24 protein-coding genes are annotated in these 21,667 nt (G+C 61.8%); 17 read left to right on the top strand and 7 right to left on the bottom strand.

All coding sequences use genetic code 11. From position 1 onward, the window contains the following. Positions 1-73: 73 nt before the first annotated feature. Both G9X68_RS25195 and G9X68_RS25190 read left to right on the top strand, forming a co-directional pair. On the top strand, positions 74-664 hold the full coding sequence (locus G9X68_RS25195) for a YqaA family protein (RefSeq protein WP_171604701.1): 591 nt from the start codon (positions 74-76) through the stop codon (positions 662-664). 124 nt (positions 665-788) lie between these two features. Continuing rightward, positions 789-1,307 (top strand): disulfide bond formation protein B, encoded by a 519-nt coding sequence (locus G9X68_RS25190; protein WP_171604700.1) that lies wholly within the window; start codon positions 789-791, stop codon positions 1,305-1,307. Positions 1,308-1,381: 74 nt separating this feature from the next. Here the strand turns inward: G9X68_RS25190 and G9X68_RS25185 are convergent, their stop codons facing one another. Continuing rightward, positions 1,382-1,939 carry an HNH endonuclease gene (locus tag G9X68_RS25185; RefSeq protein WP_003543279.1) on the bottom strand — a complete coding sequence of 186 codons (558 nt, stop codon included), beginning with the start codon at positions 1,937-1,939 and terminating at the stop codon, positions 1,382-1,384. A 111-nt stretch (positions 1,940-2,050) separates the two neighbouring features. Then, positions 2,051-2,743, bottom strand: coding sequence for a DNA-3-methyladenine glycosylase family protein (locus G9X68_RS25180; protein WP_171604734.1), 693 nt, complete (start codon positions 2,741-2,743; stop codon positions 2,051-2,053). On the opposite strand from G9X68_RS25180, the gene gluQRS reads away from it, so the two are divergent. Beyond that, complete coding sequence (gluQRS, locus tag G9X68_RS25175) at positions 2,742-3,623, top strand: tRNA glutamyl-Q(34) synthetase GluQRS (RefSeq protein ID WP_171604699.1); 882 nt, start codon at positions 2,742-2,744, stop codon at positions 3,621-3,623. The two genes, G9X68_RS25180 and gluQRS, sit on opposite strands and share 2 nt — an antisense overlap. Here gluQRS and G9X68_RS25170 read toward each other — a convergent pair. Beyond that, positions 3,588-4,511: a YihY/virulence factor BrkB family protein gene (locus G9X68_RS25170; protein ID WP_171604698.1), complete on the bottom strand. Its 924-nt coding sequence runs from the start codon at positions 4,509-4,511 to the stop codon at positions 3,588-3,590. The two genes, gluQRS and G9X68_RS25170, sit on opposite strands and share 36 nt — an antisense overlap. A gap of 76 nt (positions 4,512-4,587) precedes the next feature. Here G9X68_RS25170 and G9X68_RS25165 point away from each other — a divergent pair, with 76 nt between their 5' ends. From G9X68_RS25165 to G9X68_RS25135, 7 genes are all read left to right on the top strand, one after another. Continuing rightward, the gene (locus G9X68_RS25165; RefSeq protein WP_171604697.1) at positions 4,588-5,421 is read left to right on the top strand and encodes an SDR family oxidoreductase; all 834 of its coding nucleotides are present in this window, start codon (positions 4,588-4,590) and stop codon (positions 5,419-5,421) included. 17 nt (positions 5,422-5,438) lie between these two features. Then, a complete protein-coding gene (locus tag G9X68_RS25160) occupies positions 5,439-5,642 on the top strand; it encodes a twin transmembrane helix small protein (RefSeq protein WP_012759165.1) in 204 nt (67 codons plus the stop codon). A gap of 372 nt (positions 5,643-6,014) precedes the next feature. Next, positions 6,015-6,593 carry a cob(I)yrinic acid a,c-diamide adenosyltransferase gene (locus G9X68_RS25155; protein ID WP_171604696.1) on the top strand — a complete coding sequence of 193 codons (579 nt, stop codon included), beginning with the start codon at positions 6,015-6,017 and terminating at the stop codon, positions 6,591-6,593. A 33-nt stretch (positions 6,594-6,626) separates the two neighbouring features. Beyond that, positions 6,627-7,412, top strand: coding sequence for a rhomboid family intramembrane serine protease (locus G9X68_RS25150; protein WP_171604695.1), 786 nt, complete (start codon positions 6,627-6,629; stop codon positions 7,410-7,412). A 188-nt stretch (positions 7,413-7,600) separates the two neighbouring features. Continuing rightward, the gene (locus tag G9X68_RS25145) at positions 7,601-8,350 is read left to right on the top strand and encodes an electron transfer flavoprotein subunit beta/FixA family protein (protein WP_171604694.1); all 750 of its coding nucleotides are present in this window, start codon (positions 7,601-7,603) and stop codon (positions 8,348-8,350) included. A gap of 25 nt (positions 8,351-8,375) precedes the next feature. Further along, complete coding sequence (locus tag G9X68_RS25140) at positions 8,376-9,317, top strand: electron transfer flavoprotein subunit alpha/FixB family protein (protein ID WP_171604693.1); 942 nt, start codon at positions 8,376-8,378, stop codon at positions 9,315-9,317. A gap of 147 nt (positions 9,318-9,464) precedes the next feature. Beyond that, complete coding sequence (locus G9X68_RS25135) at positions 9,465-10,346, top strand: 3-hydroxybutyryl-CoA dehydrogenase (RefSeq protein WP_171604692.1); 882 nt, start codon at positions 9,465-9,467, stop codon at positions 10,344-10,346. 176 nt (positions 10,347-10,522) lie between these two features. On the opposite strand, the gene tlpA is transcribed toward G9X68_RS25135, so the two are convergent. Further along, the gene (gene tlpA / locus G9X68_RS25130; RefSeq protein ID WP_171604691.1) at positions 10,523-11,185 is read right to left on the bottom strand and encodes a thiol:disulfide interchange protein TlpA; all 663 of its coding nucleotides are present in this window, start codon (positions 11,183-11,185) and stop codon (positions 10,523-10,525) included. 26 nt (positions 11,186-11,211) lie between these two features. Here tlpA and argH point away from each other — a divergent pair, with 26 nt between their 5' ends. The 4 genes from argH to G9X68_RS25110 all read left to right on the top strand — a co-directional run bounded on the left by argH (position 11,212) and on the right by G9X68_RS25110 (position 17,060). Further along, positions 11,212-12,615, top strand: a complete 1,404-nt coding sequence (gene argH, locus G9X68_RS25125) for an argininosuccinate lyase (RefSeq protein WP_171604690.1) — start codon at positions 11,212-11,214, stop codon at positions 12,613-12,615. 153 nt (positions 12,616-12,768) lie between these two features. Then, complete coding sequence (gene lptM / locus G9X68_RS25120) at positions 12,769-12,963, top strand: LPS translocon maturation chaperone LptM (protein ID WP_026265471.1); 195 nt, start codon at positions 12,769-12,771, stop codon at positions 12,961-12,963. A gap of 11 nt (positions 12,964-12,974) precedes the next feature. Further along, entirely contained in the window at positions 12,975-14,243 is a 1,269-nt protein-coding gene (lysA, locus tag G9X68_RS25115; protein ID WP_171604689.1) for a diaminopimelate decarboxylase, read from the top strand. 165 nt (positions 14,244-14,408) lie between these two features. After that, positions 14,409-17,060 (top strand): TIGR02302 family protein, encoded by a 2,652-nt coding sequence (locus G9X68_RS25110; protein WP_171604688.1) that lies wholly within the window; start codon positions 14,409-14,411, stop codon positions 17,058-17,060. Positions 17,061-17,205: 145 nt separating this feature from the next. Here the strand turns inward: G9X68_RS25110 and G9X68_RS25105 are convergent, their stop codons facing one another. The 3 genes from G9X68_RS25105 to G9X68_RS25095 all read right to left on the bottom strand — a co-directional run bounded on the left by G9X68_RS25105 (position 17,206) and on the right by G9X68_RS25095 (position 19,007). Further along, positions 17,206-17,565: a response regulator gene (locus G9X68_RS25105; RefSeq protein ID WP_003543311.1), complete on the bottom strand. Its 360-nt coding sequence runs from the start codon at positions 17,563-17,565 to the stop codon at positions 17,206-17,208. 115 nt (positions 17,566-17,680) lie between these two features. Then, on the bottom strand, positions 17,681-18,223 hold the full coding sequence (gene hpt / locus G9X68_RS25100; protein ID WP_064840895.1) for a hypoxanthine phosphoribosyltransferase: 543 nt from the start codon (positions 18,221-18,223) through the stop codon (positions 17,681-17,683). 133 nt (positions 18,224-18,356) lie between these two features. Continuing rightward, complete coding sequence (locus tag G9X68_RS25095) at positions 18,357-19,007, bottom strand: hypothetical protein (protein WP_171604687.1); 651 nt, start codon at positions 19,005-19,007, stop codon at positions 18,357-18,359. A 206-nt stretch (positions 19,008-19,213) separates the two neighbouring features. Here G9X68_RS25095 and ftsE point away from each other — a divergent pair, with 206 nt between their 5' ends. From ftsE to G9X68_RS25080, 3 genes are all read left to right on the top strand, one after another. Then, positions 19,214-19,873, top strand: a complete 660-nt coding sequence (gene ftsE / locus G9X68_RS25090) for a cell division ATP-binding protein FtsE (protein WP_003543317.1) — start codon at positions 19,214-19,216, stop codon at positions 19,871-19,873. Next, positions 19,866-20,879, top strand: a complete 1,014-nt coding sequence (locus G9X68_RS25085; RefSeq protein ID WP_171604686.1) for a cell division protein FtsX — start codon at positions 19,866-19,868, stop codon at positions 20,877-20,879. Before ftsE ends, G9X68_RS25085 begins: the two co-directional genes overlap by 8 nt. Before the next feature lie 67 nt (positions 20,880-20,946). After that, entirely contained in the window at positions 20,947-21,663 is a 717-nt protein-coding gene (locus G9X68_RS25080) for a YdcF family protein (protein WP_171604685.1), read from the top strand. Positions 21,664-21,667 lie beyond the last annotated feature (4 nt).

The following is a 21,667-nucleotide window of genomic DNA, read 5'->3' as shown; positions in this document are numbered from 1 at the left end:
GGACACGGGCGAGCATTTACAGCACCGCGCCCGGCCCCTAAAGCTTTTTGCACTGCAACAGGAAGGAAACGGAATGCTCCGCAGACTTTACGACTGGACCATGTCTCTGGCCGCGCGCAAATCGGCCGAAATCTGGCTCGCCGTCATCGCCTTCGTCGAAAGCTCCATATTTCTCGTCCCCGCCGATGTGCTGTTCCTGCCGATGGCGCTTGCCAGGCCGGAACGCTCCTATCGCTACGCGCTGGTCGCGACCGTCGCTTCCGTACTCGGCGGCATCGCCGGCTGGGCGCTCGGCTTTTACGCCTATGAGACGGTCGCGCGGCCGGTTCTCGAATTCTACGGCAAGCTCGATGCCTTTGAGCAGATGAAGGCCTATGTCACCTACGAGTGGATCCTGCTGCTGCTTGTCACATCAGGTCTTGCGCATCTGCCGCCGATCAAGATCGTGACGATCCTGTCTGGCGTCATCCACGTCAATCTGGGCCTTTTCATTGTTTCGGCGATTATTGCACGCGGCGCGCGTTTCCTCTTCCTCGCTTGGCTGCTGCGCCGCTACGGCGAGCCGATCCGTGACTTCATCGAGAAGCGCCTCGGCCAGATCGTTGGCATCGGTGCCGCTACGATGATCGTGCTATATGTCGGCTACCGCTCTTTCGCTCACTAGAGCATTTTCGTTTTTCTTCGAATAACGAAGACGCTCTCTCACTATATATGACGCAATTCCGGACGCAAAACCGCTTCACACTTTTGCTGGAATTGCTCTAAGCCAAACTTCGCGGAGTTCCGCCATGCCTGCCACTTCCTCGCCGCTCGCCCGCCCCGGCTTTGTCTATTCCATGTTGCTCGCCATCGGCATGGCGGCGGCGGTCGGCACGGCGCTCGGTTTCCAGTATATCGGCGGCTATATTCCCTGTGCGCTCTGCCTGTTGCAACGGCAGCCCTATTATTACGCCATCCCGATCGCGATCCTGGCCGCACTCTCCGAGCTCGTCGGACTGCCGAACTGGATCACCCGGGCGCTCATTCTCGCGGCCGGCATGTTGATGCTGGTGACGGCAGGCATGGGAGTTTATCACGCCGGTGTCGAATGGCACTTCTGGCCCGGCCCGGCCACCTGCTCGACGACGGCAAGCAGCATGACGACCAATGCCGGCGATCTGCTCGGTGAGCTCAACACCATCAAGGGCCCGTCCTGCACCGATGCGGCGCTGCGCGTGCTCGGCCTGTCTTTTGCGGGCTGGAACGTGATTGCCGGAATCCTGCTCGCGGCCTTCGCCTTTGTCGGCGTTCGCAAGGCCGCCGCATAAAATTATGCAGCACTCGAAGGGCTGCAGCGTCCATTGCGCCCCTGAAGGGACGCGTGGCGCTGCAGACAGTTCGATCAGGGCTGCAGTTCGGTATCCCAATAGAGATAGTCGAGCCAGCTTTCATGCAGATAGTTCGGCGGGAACAGCCGGCCGTTATTGTGCAGATCCTGCACCGTCGGCTGGTAGGGCTTCTGAGCCGGGAACATGCCTGCCTGCTTCGGAAGCTTGCTGCCCTTGCGCAGATTGCAGGGCGAGCAGGCTGCCACGACATTCTCCCAGGTGGTCTCGCCGCCATGGGCGCGCGGGATGACGTGGTCGAAGGTCAGGTCGTCATGGGCGCCGCAATACTGGCATTCGAACCGGTCGCGCAGGAAGACGTTGAACCGGGTGAAAGCGGGATTGCGGGACGGCTGAACGTAAGTCTTCAGGCACACGACACTCGGAAGCCGCATCGAAAAGCTCGGCGAGGAAACCGAATGTTCATATTCTGCAATGATGTTCACACGGTCGAGAAATACCGCCTTGATCGCGTCCTGCCAGGACCACAACGACAAGGGGTAATAACTCAGTGGCCGGTAGTCAGCGTTCAGGACGAGCGCCGGCAGGGCCTGTGGGGAGACTGCAATCGTCAAGGGACTCTCCTGATCGATTCGGCATCTGCACCTGTATATTAGGCCGGTTGTTACAGGATTGTGAAGTCCAATAAATTCAGAGGATAAAGGCAATTTGAAGAGTGTTGCCGATCAGCCGATCGGCACCATGTCACGGCGCATCCTCGTGGCGTAGTAGGCCCAGAAAAGCCGTGCCGCTACCGAGCGCCACGGCGACCAGACTGCCGAAAGCTCAGCAAGCGTCTTCGCCTGCGGCCGTGCAGCGAGACCCAATGCTGCCCCGACGGCATTCTGCAGCGCGACATCGCCGGCCGGGAAGACATCGGCATGGCCGCCGCAAAACATCAGATAGACCTGTGCCGTCCACGGTCCGACCCCCTTCAGCGCGGTTAGTTCGCCAAGCGCCTCGCCCGGCGGCTTCAGGCAGAGCCCGGAGAGGTCGAGACGGCCGGAGGCGACCGCTTCGGCGATCCGCGACAGCGTCTCCGCCTTGGCGCGTGACAGGCCGAATTCGCGCCATGCCTCGGCGTGAAGCAGTGCGTAACCTTCGGCTGTCAGCAAACCGTCCGCCGGCAGCATGCGCCGCCAGATCGCCTCGGCGCTGGCGCGCGACACCATCTGCGAGACGATGATATGGGCAAGACCGGCAAAGCCGGGCTCGCGCAACCTGAGCGGAATGGCCCCGGCCTCCGCAACGATCGGCGCAAGGCGCGGATCGAGGCGAAGCAGCGCTTCGAGCCCCTGCGTGACATCGTCTTCGTTGCGAATGATCTGCACTTTGCCTCGCAGTGGTTCAAAAGCCGAATCCATGGCAGAAGAAAGCATGACCACGAGTGAGCGTCAAAAACCTGTCTTTCGTTTTGCGCCGAGCCCCAACGGACCGTTGCATCTCGGGCATGCCCTCTCGGCCCTTCTGAACCGCGACATGGCGCAGGCCGAACAAGCGCGCCTGCTGCTGCGCATCGAGGATATCGACCAGACGCGCTGCACGCCCGAGTTCGAGGCCGGCATCCTCAGGAATCTCGAATGGCTTGATATCAGCTGGGAAAGCCCGGTGCGGCGCCAGTCGGAACACTTTCCCGAATATCAGGCGGCGTTGCACGCACTGATCGAGCGTGGACTGGTCTATCCGGCCTTTCTGACGCGCGGCGAGGTGAAGGCCAGTGTCGCCGCCTACGAGGCGTCGGGTGAATCCTGGCCGCGCGATCCCGACGGCACTCCGCATTATCCCGCAAATGATCGCGAGCGTCCGGCAGACGAATGGCGGGACATGCTGACCTCGGGGAAGAAACATGCCTGGCGGCTCGATATGCGCAAGGCGCTCGACCTGATCGGCGAGCTGCTGTTCTGGACCGAAACGGGCGACGGCAGGACAGGCGAGATTGCCGCAGAACCCGACGTCTGGGGCGACGTCATCCTGTCACGCTCGGATGCGCCATCGAGCTATCATCTTTCCGTGGTTGTCGACGATGCGCTGCAGGGCGTCACCCATGTCGTGCGTGGGCTCGACCTCTTCCACGCGACATCGGTGCACCGGCTGTTGCAGGTGCTGCTCGGCCTGCCGCAGCCGGTCTATCACCATCACCGTCTCATTCTTGGCGCCGATGGCCGCAAGCTTTCGAAAAGCCAAGGCGACAGCGGGCTTGGCGAATTGCGCGCCCAGGGCATGTCAGGGGCGGATATTCGCCGTCTTGTCGGGCTCTGATTGCCTTTCGACACGTTCTCTGCCGACGATCGACAGCGTGTGGGAGAACATCCGGAAGACGCGGAACTTGATCAGCGCAGCATTGATCTCCGCCCCGATGATGAAGATGACGCCGACCATATAAAGGAAGATCAGCACGATCATGACAGAGGCGAGACCGGCATAGGTTGCCGTATAATTGGCGAAGGTCGCGAGATAATAGGCAAAGATCAGCGCGCCGGCGAGCCAGAGAAGCAGCGTCAGCAGCACCCCGGGGATGACGTCGAAGACCCTCCGCTTGCCGGCCGGCAGCCAGAGATGCATGACCAGCAGTCCGACGGTCAGAACCACCAGCGTGCCGTAAATGCGCCAGCTGAAGACGATGTCGAGCGTATCGGCAAACAGCGGGAACCATTTCCTCGAATAATCGAGCGCCAGCGGCAGGGCGACCAGCAGAATGCTGATCGCCGTGAAGATGATGACCGCGATCAACACGTAGCCCAGGCTGGCGAGACGGGTGAAATACCAGGCCCGCGTTTCCTGCACCCGATAGGCGCGATTGAGCGAAATGCGCAGCGCCTCGACACCGTTCGAAGCGAAATAGGCGGCCGCCAGCACCGAGATCGTCAGCAGCCCGCCGCGCGGAATGGTCAGCACCTGCAGCACCTGGTCGGCGAGCGGTTTGGCGATCGCCTCGGGCCAGGTGTCGAAGATCAGATGGATGGCGGTCGAGGAGAACTGATCGGCGCCGAGAAAGCTTGCAAGCGCCGTGCCGAAGATCAGGAAGGGGAAAACCGCAAGCAGGCTCGACAGCGCCACATGGCTTGCCATGGCAAAGCCGTCGTCCTCGACCATGTGACAGATCGCGTCATAGACCACGTCGTAGATCGTGCGCAGCACCTTCGGCATTCCGTCTCCGGCTTTCCAGATTGTATCCTCTGGCCGAATATGGGAAACGAGTCCCATTTTGTACAGGAATCATTCCATGGCGGGAGAGCGCACCATCGTCGTGACCGGATGTTCGTCCGGTATCGGCGCTCATTGCGCGAGGGCGCTGAAAGCCGATGGCTGGCGTGTCTTCGCGACGGTGCGCAAGCCGGACGATCTTTCGGGGCTGGAAGCAGAAGGCATCGAAGCCTTCCTGATGGACTATGCCAGGACCGAGACGATTTCCGATCTGGTCGGCGCGGTTCTGGAACGCAGCGGCGGTCGCATCGACGCCCTCTTCAACAATGGCGCCTATGGCCAGCCGGGCGCCGTCGAGGATCTGTCGACGGCAACGCTGCGCGCGCAGTTCGAGGCGAATTTCTTCGGCTGGCATGAACTGACGCGGCAGGTCATTCCGCCGATGCGCAAACGTGGCCAAGGGCGGATCGTGCAATGCTCGTCGATCCTCGGCGTCGTCCCCTATCGCTATCGCGGCGCCTACACCGCTTCCAAGTTCGCGCTGGAAGGCCTCAGCATCACGCTCCGCATGGAGCTGCAGGGCAGCGGCATCCATGTCAGTCTGATCGAGCCGGGACCGATCGCCACGCGGTTCACTGCCAATGCGCTCGCAAAGATCAAGGAGCATATCGATCTCGAGAATTCGCCGCACGCGGTCGATTACATTAGACAATTGGCGAGACTCGACGGATCGGGGCCGGTCAACCGCCATAAACTCGGCCCGGAAGCGGTCTATTCCGTGTTGAAACACGCATTGAACTCGAAAAATCCGAGGCCACATTATCCTGTAACGACTCCGGCTAAGCAGGGCATGTTGCTGAAGCGGCTGCTTCCGGCAGACCTCTTCTACCGCCTGATGCGCTGGATGGACTGACTGAGAAAGCTGAATCCATGTCCACGGTCACTTATATCCTCGCGATCATCGTCATGGGCGTCGTCGCCCTCGTCCTGATCCGCGGCCTCTTCAACATGATGAAGGGCGGCGATCCCAACCGTTCCAACAAGCTGATGCAGCTTCGTGTGCTGTTGCAGGCGATCGCCGTCATCCTGATCATGGTGACGCTGTGGCTGACCGGCGGCGGCCGCCCGACCTGAGGGGACCAATGGAGCGGGTATTTGTGATGATGGGTACAGAGAGATGAGTGCCGGCTTGAGGAAACACCCCGACGCGGTGTGCGTCAGCATGCCGGGGAGAGTTTGGCGAGAAGGCCAACCCCACTCTCCGTCATCCTCGGGCTTGACCCGAGGATCCATGCCCGTAGCGGCTGATGGACGTGGTGTGGATGCCCGGGTCAAGCCCGAGCATGACGGAGGACGGAGCAGGCGGAAGGAGCCATTCACGGCGCAGACGCCCGTGTCAGGGACATCATCTGCCAACGAAATCAACAATATCGGCCCCAGGCTGAACAGATTTGGTGCGGGAGGATGGGATGATGCGAACGCCCTCCCGTCAAGGGGCGGTGCCATATGGTAAAACTCAACAAGATCTACACGAAAACAGGCGATGATGGCACGACCGGGCTGGTGTCCGGCCCGCGCCGGCTCAAAGACGATCTGCGCGTCGAGGTCTACGGTACGATCGACGAGGCCAATTCCGCGATCGGCCTGGCGCGGCTGCACACGGCCGGCTTGCCTGAACTCGATGCCATGCTGATGTCGATCCAGAACGACCTCTTCGATCTCGGCGCCGATCTCGCTACCCCTGACACTGGTGAGCCGCCGGCCTACGAGCCCCTACGGATCGTCGAGACGCAGGTCGACCGCGTCGAGCACGATATCGACCAGTTGAACGCCGGTCTGGAGCCACTGAAATCCTTCATCCTGCCGGGCGGCAGCCCGGCTGCCGCCCATCTGCATCTTGCCCGCACGATTGCACGACGCGCCGAGCGTTTGATGGTGGCGCTTGCCCGCACCGACGGCGAAATCGTCGGCGAGCCGGCGATGAAATATGTCAACCGGCTCTCAGATTTCCTCTTCGTCGCCGCACGTCATGCAAATGACCGGGGCCATGCGGATGTACTTTGGGTTCCGGGAAAAAACAGATAGGCTTGTCCCGATCACGATCGCCGGGGGGCCTTTATGTTCATACCACTTCACGATGCCAATACGCTGAAACATATCAAGGTCCAGTGGGTGACGCTCGCACTGATCGCCCTGAATATCGCGGTCTGGCTTTTGACCAGCCTGGAGAGCGAGCAGGCAGCCCAGGCAACGACCGTCGGGCTCGGCTACATCCCGGCAATCGCCTTCGGCCACGCGGTGCTGGCGCAGGGCCTCGAAATCGTACCGGAGCCGCTGACCTACCTGACCTACGCCTTCGTCCATACCGGCTTCTGGCATCTCGCCGGCAACATGATCTTCCTCTGGGTTTTTGGCGACAACGTCGAGGATGCGATGGGGCATCTGCGTTTCCTGATCTTCTATTTCGTTTGCGCGGCCGCCGGCGCGCTCTGCCACGGCCTGCTGACCATGACCTCGGAAGCACCGCTGGTCGGCGCATCGGGGGCGGTCTCCGGCGTCGTTGCCGCCTATGTCATGCTGCATCCGCGCGTCCGGGTCTGGGTGCTGGTGTTTTTCCGTGTGCCGCTGCCCCTGCCGGCCTTCGTGCCGCTGCTTTTGTGGATCGGGCAGCAGTTCTTCATGCTGGCGATTGCACCTGATGGCGACGTCTCCTGGGGCGCGCATGTCGGCGGCATCCTTGCCGGCGCTTTCCTGATCCTGGTGCTTCGCCGGCCTGGTGTGCCGCTCTTCGACCGGCAGATCGTCACGCCCCGCGCCGTGAGAAACGACGCAGGCGCCGGCCCGGCCATCGCGGCCGGCACGGACGGGCGGACGGCGCAGCGCTTTCCCTGGGGCCGGCGCTAAACGACAATATTGACGTGAACGTAAACGTCCATATATTGCCGAAGCAAATCGTCTGCCGGCGTCATGGAAGCGTTGAATTTGGAGGAAAAGCGCGTATCCATGTCGCCATTCGACAATCGAAGCGGCGCCCAAGCGCGCATTTTCTAAAAAAAGTCTCTGAAGCCAGTTTCTCCTGAAGGAAGGACCCCATGAAGATACTCGTGCCAGTCAAACGGGTTGTCGACTACAACGTGAAGATCCGGGTAAAGCCGGATGGCACGGGTGTCGAGCTTGCCAATGTGAAGATGTCGATGAACCCGTTCGACGAGATCTCGGTGGAAGAGGCGCTGCGGCTGAAGGAAGCCGGCAAGTGCGAGGAAGTGGTGGTCGTCTCGATCGGTCCGGCCAAGGCCGAAGAGACGCTGCGCACCGCCCTTGCCATGGGCGCCGACCGGGCGATCCTGGTCGAGACCGACGATGCGGTCGAGCCGCTCACCGTCGCCAAGATCTTGAAGGCTGTGGCCGATGCCGAACAGCCCGGTCTGATCATCGTCGGCAAGCAGGCGATCGACGACGACAGCAATCAGACCGGCCAGATGCTGGCGGCGCTGATGGGAATTGCCCAGGCGACCTTTGCCTCGAAGATCGAGATCGGGGATGGCAAAGCTCAGGTCACCCGTGAAGTCGATGGCGGCCTGCAGACGATCGAGATCAAGCTGCCGGCGGTCGTCACCACCGATCTGCGCTTGAACGAACCGCGCTATGCCTCGCTGCCGAATATCATGAAGGCGAAGAAGAAGCCGCTCGACAAGAAGACGCCGAGCGACTTCGGTATCTCCACCACGCCGCGGTTGAAGGTGTTGAAGACCGAGGAGCCGTCGGGCCGCAAGGCCGGCATCAAGGTCAAGTCGGTCACCGAACTCATCGACAAGCTCAAAAACGAAGCCGGCGTGCTGTAATCAGGTTGGAACAGGAGCCATCATCATGACCATTCTTCTTCTGGCTGACCACGACAATACAAGCCTGTCCGATCAGACCGCCAAGGCGTTGACGGCAGCAGCCAAGATCGCCAAGGAACAGGCAAGCGATATCCATGTGCTGGTTGCCGGCAAGGGCGCCAAGCCCGCCGCCGATGCCGCCGCCAAGCTTGCCGGCGTCTCCAAGGTGCTGCTGGCCGAAAGCGACGAACTCGCCAACAACCTGGCCGAACCGCTGGCCGACCTGATCGTCTCGCTGGCTGGCAGCTACGACACGATCCTGTCTGCCGCCACCTCGGTCGGCAAGAACGTGCTGCCGCGGGTGGCAGCCCTCCTCGATGTCGCCCAGGTCTCGGAAATCATCGAGGTGATCTCTGCCGATACCTTCAAGCGGCCGATCTATGCCGGCAATGCCATCCAGACGGTGCAGGCGAACGATGCCAAGAAGGTGATCACCGTGCGCACCGCCTCCTTTGCCTCCGCACCGGAAGGTGGCTCAGCCACTGTCGAGGCAATCCCGGCGGTTTCCGATCCCGGACTTTCGACCTTCGTCGCCGATGCGCTGTCGGCCTCCGACCGTCCGGAACTGACGTCTGCCAAGATCATCATCTCCGGTGGCCGGGCACTCGGCTCGGCCGAGAAGTTCAGGGAAGTCATCCTGCCACTCGCCGACAAGCTCGGGGCTGCCGTCGGTGCATCCAGAGCCGCCGTCGATGCCGGTTATGCGCCGAACGACTGGCAGGTCGGCCAGACCGGTAAGGTGGTGGCGCCGCAGCTCTACATTGCCTGCGGCATTTCAGGTGCCATCCAGCATCTGGCCGGCATGAAGGATTCGAAGGTGATCGTCGCCATCAACAAGGACGAGGAGGCGCCGATCTTCCAAGTCGCCGACTACGGATTGGTCGCCGATCTCTTCGAGGTCCTGCCGGAATTGCAAAAGGCGCTCTGACTGCGTCAAATGCTTTTCTTTCGCACTTGCGAATGACTGGAAAATTATCTTTTATCGGGCTACTACTGCTGCCGGGCGATCCTTCGTCCGGCAGTATTGCTAGAAAATGCGGCGGCGCGGGGGCGAATGCCGTGCGGGGGTTTGGAGATGAATGCGGTGTTGAAGAATATTGGTATTATCGGTGCCGGCCAGATGGGCTGCGGCATCGCGCATGTTTCGGCCGCCGCAGGTTACAGGGTTCACATCTACGATCTCTCGCAGGACCGCATCGAATCCGGCCTTGCCACCATCAACGGCAACCTGGCCCGCCTGGTGACGAACGGCAAGATGACCGAAGAGGAACGCAAGTCGACCTTGTCGCACATCACCGGCTCGTCCGATGTCAATGATCTTGCCCCGTCCGATCTCGTCATCGAGGCCGCCACTGAGGATGAAGCGGTCAAGCGCAAGATCTATACGCAAGTCTGTCCGGTCCTGAAGCCGGAAGCACTGCTTGCCACCAACACCTCTTCCCTTTCCATCACCCGCCTTGCTGCCGCCACCGACCGCCCCGAACGCTTCATGGGCATACATTTCATGAACCCGGTGCCGGTGATGAAGCTGGTCGAACTGGTGCGCGGCATCGCCACCGACGAGAAGACCTTCTCCGCCGCCAAGGAATTCGTCGGCACGCTGGAAAAGACCATCACCGTCGCCGAGGATTTCCCGGCCTTCATCGTCAACCGCATCCTGTTGCCGATGATCAACGAAGCGATCTACACGCTCTATGAAGGCGTCGGCACGGTCGACGCCATCGATACGGCAATGAAGCTCGGCGCCAACCATCCGATGGGACCGCTGCAGCTTGCCGATTTCATCGGCCTCGACACCTGCCTCTCGATCATGCAGGTGCTGCATGACGGCCTGGCGGACTCGAAATATCGTCCCTGCCCGCTGCTGGTGAAATATGTCGAAGCCGGCTGGCTCGGACGCAAGTCCGGCCGCGGCTTCTATGACTATCGCGGTGAAGTACCGGTCCCGACGCGGTAATCAGGCCATCACTAAAACGGGCGAATGGACCGAACGCCCGCGAAATGCTTTCCTTGCCCGGAACGGGAGGAAACGCCATGTCGACCGAAACACCCATGTTCCTGCTGCAGTGCTGCGTCCTGATCGGAATCGCGGGCGTCTTCCTCATAAGAGGAAATGGAGACTCCTGATCGTCGTTACGACCCGATCGCACCCTTGATCAGCGCCTTGGCGTCTTCGCTGTCCCAGGCGGCGGGGCCGTTCATGCCAGAGATCAGGCAGCCCTTGTCGTCGAGCAGCAGCGTCACCGGCAGGCCGAAGGCAAGGCCTTCCTTCTTCAGGCTGTTGAAGACGCCGATCGTGTTGTCGCGGTAAAGCTGCAGCGCATCGACGCCGGTTTCAGTCAGGAAAGTCTTCGGCTTCTCGTCGTCGCCGGTGTCGATATTGACCGGCACGACTTGGAACCTGTCGCTGCCCATCTCCTTTTCGAGTGCGTTCAGCGCCGGCATTTCCTCGCGGCAGGGCACGCACCAGGTGGCCCAGAGATTAAGAAGCACGGTCTTGCCGGCGAAATGGTCGAGCGTCAGCGGCTTGCCATCCGGCCCGTTGAAGGAAACCGCCGTCAGCTTGCGCGGCTCGGTGGCGGCAACCATGGCGGCCACCTGCCCCTTCATCAGCGGTGCCAGATTGGCAGCACGCTCCTTCGCCAGCGAGCATTCGGCCGAAGCGCTGCTGCCGATCCCATTGCCAATCCCTGTCTCCTTCACGTATACCGCTGCCGCACCTGCAACGACACCTGCGACGGCGGCGATTGCGATCAATTTTCCGGACGGCAGGCCGAAGGGTTTTTTCGTCGTCATTTCATTCTCCAGGACGGGCATCTTCCATGGCCGAGAACAACACGGACACCAAATCCTCCAACCAGATGTGGGGTGGGCGTTTCGCCTCCGGCCCGGACGCGATCATGGAGGAGATAAATGCCTCGATCGGTTTCGACAAGAAGCTATTCGCCCAGGACATCCGCGGTTCGATCGCCCACGCGACCATGCTTGCCCATCAGGCGATCATTTCATCAGACGATAAGGACAAGATCGTTCACGGGCTAAACACGATCCTGTCAGAAATCGAAAGCGGCAATTTCGAATTCTCGCGTCAGCTCGAAGACATCCACATGAATGTCGAGGCACGCCTGGCGACGCTGATCGGACCGGCGGCCGGCCGCTTGCACACCGCCCGCTCGCGCAATGATCAGGTGGCGCTCGACTTCCGTCTCTGGGTGAAGGAAGAGCTGCAGAAGACCGAGCAGATGCTGACCAGCCTGATCGCGGCTTTCCTCGACCGCGCCGAAGAACATGCCGAAAGCGTCATGCCGGGCTTCACCCATCTGCAGACCGCCCAGCCCGTTACCTTCGGCCATCACTGCATGGCCTATGTCGAAATGTTCGGCCGCGATCGCTCGCGGGTGCGCCACGCCATCGAGCATCTGGATGAAAGCCCGATCGGTGCCGCCGCACTTGCCGGAACCGGCTATCCGATCGACCGCCACATGACGGCCAGGGCGCTCGGTTTCCGCGAGCCGACCCGCAACTCCATCGATACGGTCTCCGACCGCGATTTCGCCATCGAATTCCTGTCGATCGCGGCGATTGCGGGCATGCACCTGTCGCGTCTGGCAGAAGAGATCGTCATCTGGTCGACCCCGCAATTCGGTTTCGTGCGCCTGTCCGACGCCTTCTCGACCGGCTCGTCGATCATGCCGCAGAAGAAGAACCCGGATGCCGCCGAATTGGTGCGCGCCAAGACCGGCCGCATCAACGGCTCGCTGGTGGCGCTGCTGACGATCATGAAGGGTCTGCCGCTCGCCTATTCCAAGGACATGCAGGAAGACAAGGAACAAGTCTTCGACGCTGCCGAGAGCCTGGAATTGGCAATCGCCGCCATGACCGGCATGGTGCGCGACATGACCGTCAACACCGCGCGCATGAAGGCGGCGGCCGGCTCCGGCTATTCGACGGCGACCGATCTTGCCGACTGGCTGGTGCGCGAAGCGGGCCTGCCCTTTCGCGACGCCCATCACGTCACCGGCCGCGCCGTAGCGCTCGCCGAAAGCAAGGGCTGCGACCTTGCCGAGCTGCCGCTCTCCGATCTGCAGGCGATCCATCCCGACATCACCGACAAGGTCTACGACGTGCTGACCGTCGAGGCTTCGGTCGCCAGTCGCAAGAGCTTCGGCGGCACCGCGCCGTCCGAAGTGCGCAGGCAGATCGCCTTCTGGCGCGCCCGCAACTAAGAGATAGCAGGCGTGGCGAAAAGCCGCCGCCCTTCCTGCGGGCCTCGAAAGACCGCCCAACAATCAGGGTGCACAAGGCAGATAAACTTCGTTATGAAGATGTCCATCATTCGATATGAATGATGCCATCACATGCCGCAGAAGAGGATATCCATGCAGAAGAGCTTGCCGCACCTCGTCCGCCTGACGGCGGTTCTCGCCGTCATCGGCCTTGCCGTTGCCGGATGCGGGCGCAAGGGCGACCTCGATCCGCCGAGCGCTGCGGCAACCAAGGAAGGCGACGTTTCCAAGCCGACGAAACGGCCGGGAACCGTCGACAAGCCCTTCCTTCTCGATCCCCTTCTTTAAGGCACAAACCCGTGAACCATTTCGAGTACCGCGACGGCGTCCTTCATGCGGAGAACGTCCCCGTTCCCGAGATCGCCAAGGCGGTCGGCACCCCTTTTTACGTCTATTCCACCGCGACGCTGGAGCGCCATTACCGCGTCTTTTCGGAAGCCTTCGCCGACATGGACTCCATGGTCTGCTATGCGATGAAGGCGAATTCGAACCAGGCGGTGCTGAAGACGCTGGGCCGCCTCGGCGCCGGCATCGATGTCGTCTCGGAGGGCGAGCTGCGCCGCGCGCTTGCCGCCGACATTCCGGCAAGCCGCATCATGTTCTCAGGTGTCGGCAAGACGCCGTCCGAGATGGATTTTGCCCTTGAGGCCGGCATCTACTGCTTCAACGTCGAATCCGAGCCGGAGCTCGAGATCCTCAACCAGCGCGCCGTCAGCGCGGGCAAGAAAGCGCCGGTCTCCTTCCGCATCAACCCTGATGTCGACGCAAAGACGCATTCCAAGATCTCGACCGGCAAGAAGGAAAACAAGTTCGGCATCTCCTGGGAGCGCGCCCGCGCCATCTATGCCCATGCCGCCAGGCTGCCGGGCATCGAGGTCACCGGCATCGACATGCATATCGGCAGCCAGATCACCGAATTGCAGCCCTTCGACGACGCCTTTAGGCTGCTGCACGACCTTGTCGCGACGCTACGCGCCGACGGCCACACCATCCATCACGTCGATATCGGCGGCGGCCTCGGCATTCCCTACAAGGACGACAACAATCCGCCGCCGCTGCCGGATGCCTATGCCGCAATCGTCAAGAACCAGCTGCGCGGCCTGGACTGCAAGATCATCACCGAACCCGGACGCCTGATCGTCGGCAATGCCGGCATCCTCGTGACCGAAGTCCTCTATGTGAAGGATGGCGGCGAAAAGACCTTCGTCATCGTCGACGGCGCGATGAACGATCTCATCCGCCCGACGCTCTACGAGGCCTATCACGAGATCCGCCCGGTGACGATTTCGGCGGCCAACGCGCCCCGCATCCGCGCCGACGTGGTCGGTCCCGTTTGCGAGACCGGTGATTATCTGGCGCTGGACCGCGAGATGGCGATGCCGAAGCCCGGCGACCTGATGGCCGTCAGCACTGCCGGCGCTTACGGCGCGGTCCAGGCTGGCACCTATAACAGCCGCCTGCTGGTGCCCGAAGTTCTGGTCAGAGGCAGCGATTTTCATACGATTCGCCCGCGCAGAACCTACGCCGAACTGATCAGCCTCGACTCCGTTCCGGCCTGGCTCGACTGAACAAGCCATCACTTTTTGGCGAATAAACGTGAAAAGCCGGTATTACCGGCCGCTCGCCCTCGCCTTCGCCACAAAGAGTGTTATCCTTTCGTTCATGAGCGTATTGCCCCGCAATCGCCGGAAGCGCCCTCTGTTCCAGAACGCCAGATCGCGGAGACCGGACCGATGACAAGCCCCTCGCGGCAGAAGAAAGGTGCATTTGCGTTCCGTCCCTCGCTTGCCCGGCTTGTGACGACGAAACGCCTGTTGGCGCGCATCGTGCTCTTTTTCGAGCAGCTGATGCCGCCTTTGATGCCGGTCCTGTCCGTCATCGCCTTTTATCTCTGCGCCTCCTGGTTCGGCCTCTTCCGCAGCGTGCCGGACTGGCTGCGCATCGTGCTGCTGATTGCCTTTGCCGCCGCTTTTCTGGTTTCGCTCCTCCCGTTCCGCACCCTGCGCTGGCCGAAAGTCGCAGAAGCCGACCGCATGCTGGAGGAGCGCAACGGCCTGCCGCACCAGCCGGTCACCGTCCAGGAGGACGAGCCGGCCTTCGATACGCCCTTCGGCCGGGCGCTCTGGCGCGAGCACCAGACGCGCATGGCTGAAAAGATCGCAGCGCTCGATGCCGGACTGCCGCGGCCTGATATTGCCGCGCATGACCGTTTCGCGTTGCGCGCCGTCCCGGCGCTGCTGCTCGTCACGGCCTTCGGTTATTCGCTGTCGATCAACGGCGGCTCCATCCGCGACGCGTTGCAGGCAGCACCCGAGCAGGTGGTCAGCGATCCGGCGGTGCGCATCGACGCCTGGGTGACGCCGCCCTCCTATACCGGCCGCGCCCCGGTTTACCTGACGGCTGACGGCAACGAGCAGGCGCCGATCGGCATTCCGCAGTTTTCAGGCCTCACTGTCCGCGTCAGCGGCGGAAAGACGGCCGAAAAGGTCGTGTTCCGCAAGGCGACCGGCGAGGCCCAGGATATCGCCGTGCAGGCGGATACCAAGCCGCAGCAGACGGCGGCATCAGCCAGCGAGCAGCAGACGGCGGCACCGGCCAGCCAGGCTCTTGTCGCGCAGACGCATATGATGAAGCTCCAGGAGAACGGCGCACTCGAGGTCAACGGCCGCCGCTGGAGCTTCGACGTGCTTCCCGACAAGGCGCCGGAAATTGCCTTCGACGGTTTGCCGAAGCCCAGCGTCAACGGCGCGCTCGAAATCGGTTTCACCGTCAAGGACGATTACGGCGTCCAGGAGGCGCATGCGGAGATCGTTCCTCTGGAAAACGACCCGACGGCAACGCCGCTCTATCCGCTGCCGGAATATCGGCTGGATATCCCCCGTCGCAACGCCCGCGACGCCAAGGGCGTGACCAGCCGGAACCTGACCGAACATCCGCTTGCCGGCAAGCGCGTGCGCATCACCCTCGTCGCCAAGGATGCCGCCGGCCAGACCGGCCGCAGCCCGCCTCATGAGATGGTGCTGCCGTCGCGGCCCTTCAACGAGCCGCTTGCCGCAGCCGTCGCCGAGGAACGGCAGGTCTTCGCGCTCGATACCCGCAAGATGCCGCAGGCAATCGCCCTGAACGAGGCGCTGACCATCCGTCCCGAGGAGACGATCCCCAAGCTTACCAACTACTTGCTGCTCGAATCCGCCTTGGCGCGCATGAAGCTCGCAAAGGGCGAGGATGCGCTGAAGGATACGGCCCAATATCTGTGGGAGATCGCCCTCGGCATGGAGGACGGTGATCTCTCGCTGGCCGAGCGCAAGCTGCGTGAAGCCCAGCAGAAGCTTGCCGACGCGTTGGACCGCAACGCCCCCGACGCGGAGATCAAGAAGCTGATGGACGAGCTGCGCAAGGCGATGCAGGACTATATGACCGAGCTCGCCCAACGCATGCAGAACGCGCCGATGCAGCCGAACCAGAATGCGCAGAATATCCTGCGCCAGCAGGATCTGGAACGGATGATGGACCAGATCGAGAATCTTGCCCGCTCCGGCAATCGTGACGCGGCCCAGCAGATGCTGTCGGAATTGCAGCGGATGATGAACAACTTGCAGGCGGGCCGGCCGCAGCGCGGTCAGCAGAGCCAGGAAAACAGCGAAGCCCGCAAACAGATGGACAAGCTCGGCGAGATCCTGCGCGACCAGCAGAAGCTGATGGAACAGACCTTCCGGCTCGATCAGCAGCTCAGGGACCGCATGCAGCGCGGCGAGACTGACATGGGCGAGAACGATCCACTGCTCGATGAGATGAATCCCGGAGAGAATGGCGAGCCCCAGGATCAGCAGCAGGGCCAGCAAGGCAAGGAAGGTGAGCAGCCCTCCGACCAGATGACGGCGGAGCAGCTGCGCGAGGCGCTGAAACAGCTGCGCGCTCAGCAGGATGCGCTCGGCAAGCAGCTCGGCGAATTGCAGAAGAGCCTCGGCGAGATGGGCATGAAGCCCGGCCCGGGCTTTGGCCAGGCGCAACGCGAAATGGAAGGTGCCGGCCGTGAACTCGGCCAGGGCCGCGGCCAACCGGCCGTCGAGGGCCAGGGCCGCGCGCTCGAAGCGCTTCGCCAGGGCGCCCGCGACATGATGAACCAGATGATGCAGGCGCAGCAGGGCCAGCAGGGTCAAGGTCCAAACGGCCAGGTGGGCCAGGGCGACCAGAACGGCCGCGACCCACTCGGCCGGCCACGCCGGACCCAGGGACCTGATTTCGGCGATGACGTGAAGGTGCCTGACGAAATCGACGTTCAGCGGGCACGAGAAATCCTTGACGCGATCCGCGAAAAGCTCGGCAACAATCCGCCGCAGGAAATGGAACGGCGCTATCTCGAGCGGCTGCTGGACATTCAGTAGGTCCTACGCCACCACACAATGCATCGCAGTCGCTTTAACAGAATGATTTTAGGCCGGAGCGGCCTAAAATCTAAATCCGGACATCAATCGAGGAAGGTGAGCACCATCTCGTCCGAAGAACGCTCACACCTTTCGGCATTATGCTCTAAGCGACGAGCGCCCGGGCGACAGCCTTGCGGATATCGGGAAGCGCGAAGGGTTTGGCGACGACATCGATGATCTTTTCGGCAAGATCGTCGGCCCGTTCGCGCTGTTCGGCGTAACCGGTCATCAGCAGGATCTTCAGACCTGGAAAGGCGTCTTTTGCCTGATGGGCGAGTTCAATGCCGTCCATCACCGGCATGCGGATATCTGAAAGCAGCAGATCGTAGACCCCGTCCTTGAGCTTCTCCAAGCCCTCGGCCCCATCGGCCGCCTCATCGGTCTCGTGGCCATCAAGCCGCAGGGCTCGGGCCACGAAGGACCGCAGGGAGTCCTCGTCTTCCGTAATCAGAATTCTTGCCATATGTGCATCGCTCCGTATCAGCCCCGCGACGGAAATCACCAGACTTTCCTTTTCGATCGGTAAAGATGACGAAGCGATGGACGAGATGGTTAACAACCCGTCTTGAAGGCAACGCTCAGGCGTCCCCGGTAACCACGCCGACGAAGGGCAGTTCGCGAAAGGCATAGGCGACATCCATGCCGTAGCCGACGACAAAATAGTCGGGGCATTCGAAGCCGACATAGTCGGCCTCCAGCTTTTCCTTGCGCTTGACGCGCTTGTCGAGCAGCACGGCGATCGTGACGTTGCGCGCGCCACGTTCGAAGAGCAACTCCTTGGCAAAGAGCAGCGTCCGGCCGGATTCGAGGATATCGTCGATCAGCAGGACGTCGCGGCCATGCACGTCGCTGTCGATATCCTTGACGATGCGCACACCCTGCGAAACCGTGCCGATGCCGTAACTCGACAGCGTGATGAACTCGACCTCCGGGGCAAGCCCGCTATCATGCAGGGCGCGAATCAGGTCGGCGGCGAAGATGAAGGAACCCTTCAGCACCGCGATGACGAGCAGGTCCTTGGTCGGGCCATTGGCGATCTCCCGCGCCATCGCATGATTGCGCTCGGCGATCTGCTCGGCGGTGAAGAGCGGCTCGATGTTTTTTCCGCGCACGACAGGCATAAGGGCTTGCTCCATGAAAAGAAGGGTAAGCCGTTAGCACATATGCGAGCCTGAAACAGCCTCGCCTGCCATGAAATTAACGGGATTGGCGCGACCTGCGACGCAAAAACCGGCAATCCATGTCCTGTTACGTCTATGGCAGGAAGGAAAGCCGGACTTCCGGCATTTTTCTGCCGGCATGCTGGACGCGAGCCGAGAAGCCACGGCTCTGGCCGCCATAGATCACATCGGCGGGCGGGTTGATGACGATGCTTGCGGTCAGCCGTTCGTCGGTCACGAGATCGGCACGGATCGGATGCACCGTCTGCGTCGTGCCGCTGTCGTTCTCGATAATGCCGTTGATGACGAGCACGCGCATGCCGTTCGCATCACGCGGCGTCACCGTGACATGGGTAAAATGCAGTGATGCGCCGGAAGTGGCTCGCTCGCCGGAAAGGCCGGAAAAACCACCCGCAAGCCCAAAGACGAGCACGGTGAGCGCCAGTACCAGCGCTGCGAAGCTCCGCGTCGACGCGCGCTGAAGCCAGGATTCCACGGTCTGCAGAACAGAAGCAGCCATTGCCGACATGAACGGCGGCGGTGCGGCGTTTGCGGCAGCCATGCGCTTGCGATTGTCGTTATAAGTCCTTGCACTGAATTCCCTAGGCCGCACTTTGCCGAGGGTGACGAATTCGGCGTCGGAGATATCGGCAGGACGCGCCGAGCGGTACCGACGGTTGGCGGGTTCCGGCGGCAGGAAATCATAGGTCTGGCCCGTCCGGCGACTGAAGGAGGATGCTTCCATGATGGCTGCCTCGCAGATGTCCACATGGTTTCGCTGCCAGGGGAAATCTTGGCATTGAAACGAATCCTGCTCAGTCGTAAATTTTAATGGTTAATGCTTCGCAAAGATCGCCATCAAACGGGCGTCTTTCCAGCAAAATTTACCGGCTGTTAACGGTGTTGGTTAACAAGTCGTGCGGTGAAACCCACAACAGACTGAGCTGCCCGTTGATCCATTTCGAGAATGTCGGTTTGCGCTATGGCATGGGCCCGGAAATCCTCCGGGACCTGACCTTCGACATTCCGAAGAAATCCTTTCAGTTCCTGACCGGCCCATCGGGCGCCGGCAAGACGTCGCTGCTGCGGATGCTTTTCATGTCGCTGCAGCCGACGCGCGGCCTAATCCGCATGTTCGGGCGCGATATTTCTGAAATCCCCCGCCCCGAACTGCCGCTTCTGCGCCGTCGCGTCGGCATCGTCTTCCAGGATTTCCGCCTCCTCGACCATCTCACCACCTATGAGAATGTCGCTTTGCCCTTACGGGTACGTGGCAAGGATGAGAGCTCCTACAAGACCGACGTCCTGGAACTTTTGAAATGGGTCGGCCTCGGCGAACGCATCAACGTGCTGCCGCCTGTACTCTCCGGCGGCGAGAAGCAGCGCGCCGCAATCGCCCGTGCGCTGATGGACCGGCCGGAAGTGCTGCTGGCCGACGAGCCGACCGGCAATGTCGACCCGCCGATGGCCAAGCGCCTGCTCAACCTTTTCCTCGAGCTGAACCGCCTCGGCACGGCGGTCGTGATCGCCACGCATGACCTGGCGTTGATGGAGCAGGTGGAGGCTCGCCGCATGATCCTCTCAGAGGGGCATCTCGATATTTATGACTGAGCCCCCGTCCAGACCCCCCGAGAAGGCGTCTGCCAAGACCCAGCAGAAGCGGCCGGAATTGCGCGTGCGTCCGACCGCGCCGATCCTGCCGCCTTCCAACATCCAGGGCAGCGCCTTGATGGTGGTGATATCGATCATGGCCTTTCTCGCCTGCCTGACGCTCGGCGGCGTCAGCATGGTGCGGTCGACCGCGGCAAGCTGGGAGAGCCAGATCTCGCGCGAGATCACCATCCAGATCAAGCCGGACGACAATCTCGACATGGAAAAGGCGCTGACCCAGGCGCGCGACCTGGCGTTGACCTTCGTCGGCACCAAGAGCGGCCAGATCGTCGACGAGGCGGCGACCGCACGGCTGCTCGAACCCTGGCTCGGTCCCGGTCTCGATCTCAAGGATCTGCCCGTTCCTCGCCTCGTCATCATCACCATCGACGAGAGCAATCCTCCGGATTTCGATTCGATGCGGGCGCTGCTGAAGGAAAGCATTCCGCAGGCGACCCTCGATGATCACCGCACCTGGGTCGACCGGCTGGTGTCCATGGCGCACACGACTGTGATGATCGGCACCGGCATCCTGCTCCTGGTTTTCACGGCGATGGTGCTCACCGTCGTCTTCGCCACGCGCGGCGCGCTGTCGGGCAATCGTCACGTCGTCGAAGTGCTGCATTTCGTCGGCGCCGAAAGCTCCTTCGTCGCCACCGAATTCCAGAAACATTTCCTGAAGATCAGCCTCAAGGGTTCGGCGATCGGCAGCGCGCTTGCCGCTCTCTTCTTCGCCACCGCCGGTTTCTGGCAGAGCCGCACCCTCGCCACCCCCGAAACGGACCAGGCGACCGCGCTCTTCGGCACCTTCTCCGTCGGCGTGCTCGGTTATGCCGGCATCTTCGCAACGATGATCGTCATCGCGCTCCTGACTACCTTTACCGCGCGGCTGACCGTCATGCGGACGATCTACGAAATCGATACGCTACGCTCGGACCCGACACGCACCGACGGCATCGGAAGTTGATCGTGACCGTTCCGTTTTGCCATGAAAGCGTCTGTTCTGCGCCGCAATCAGCGTATAATCACGATTCATGACGATGGGACACACGACACCCAACCCGATTCATCAGGACCCGGAGCTTGATCGCCCGGCAGCTTTGCCGCCGCGGCGCGGGCCGATCCGCCGCCTGCTGCGCTGGGGCGGCTTTGCCTGCTTGCTGGCAATCGCCTTGGTGTTCGGCGGGTTCCTGCGTTTCGCCGATTCCGTGACGACGCTGAAGCCCCCGGCCGAACCGAAGGCGGATGCCATCGTGGTGCTGACGGGTGGTTACCAGCGCATCGACCAGGCCGTGGAGCTGCTGCAGAAGGGTGCCGGCAAGCGCTTGCTCATTTCCGGCGCCCACCCGACGACGACGCCGGCACAGATCCGCAAGATGACGCAGGGTTCGGCCGATCTCTTCTCCTGCTGTGTCGATATCGGCTACGATGCGATAGACACGATCGGCAATGCCGAGGAAGCTTCGAACTGGATCCACGCCAAGGGATACCGGAGCGTTCTGATCGTCACCAACAACTACCACATGCCGCGAAGCCTCGCCGAGCTCTCCTATGTCGATCCAGGCATCGAGTTCATCGCTTATCCCGTGGTCAACTCGGATTTGAAGAGCCGCAACTGGTTCACCGATCCGAATGCGATGCGCGTCATGCTAGCCGAATATGTGAAAGTGCTGCTGACCGGCGCCCGCAACATCACCGGCTTCGGCCGCCACACCGGGCTGCGCTCGGCAGGCGTATCCGCCTCAGACTGAGCTT

Origin of the sequence: Rhizobium changzhiense (genome assembly GCF_013087625.1) — a bacterium.
GTDB lineage: Bacteria > Pseudomonadota > Alphaproteobacteria > Rhizobiales > Rhizobiaceae > Rhizobium > Rhizobium sophorae.
The sequence above is the reverse complement of the archived record's forward strand: the minus strand, read 5'-3'. Positions and strand labels throughout refer to the sequence as shown.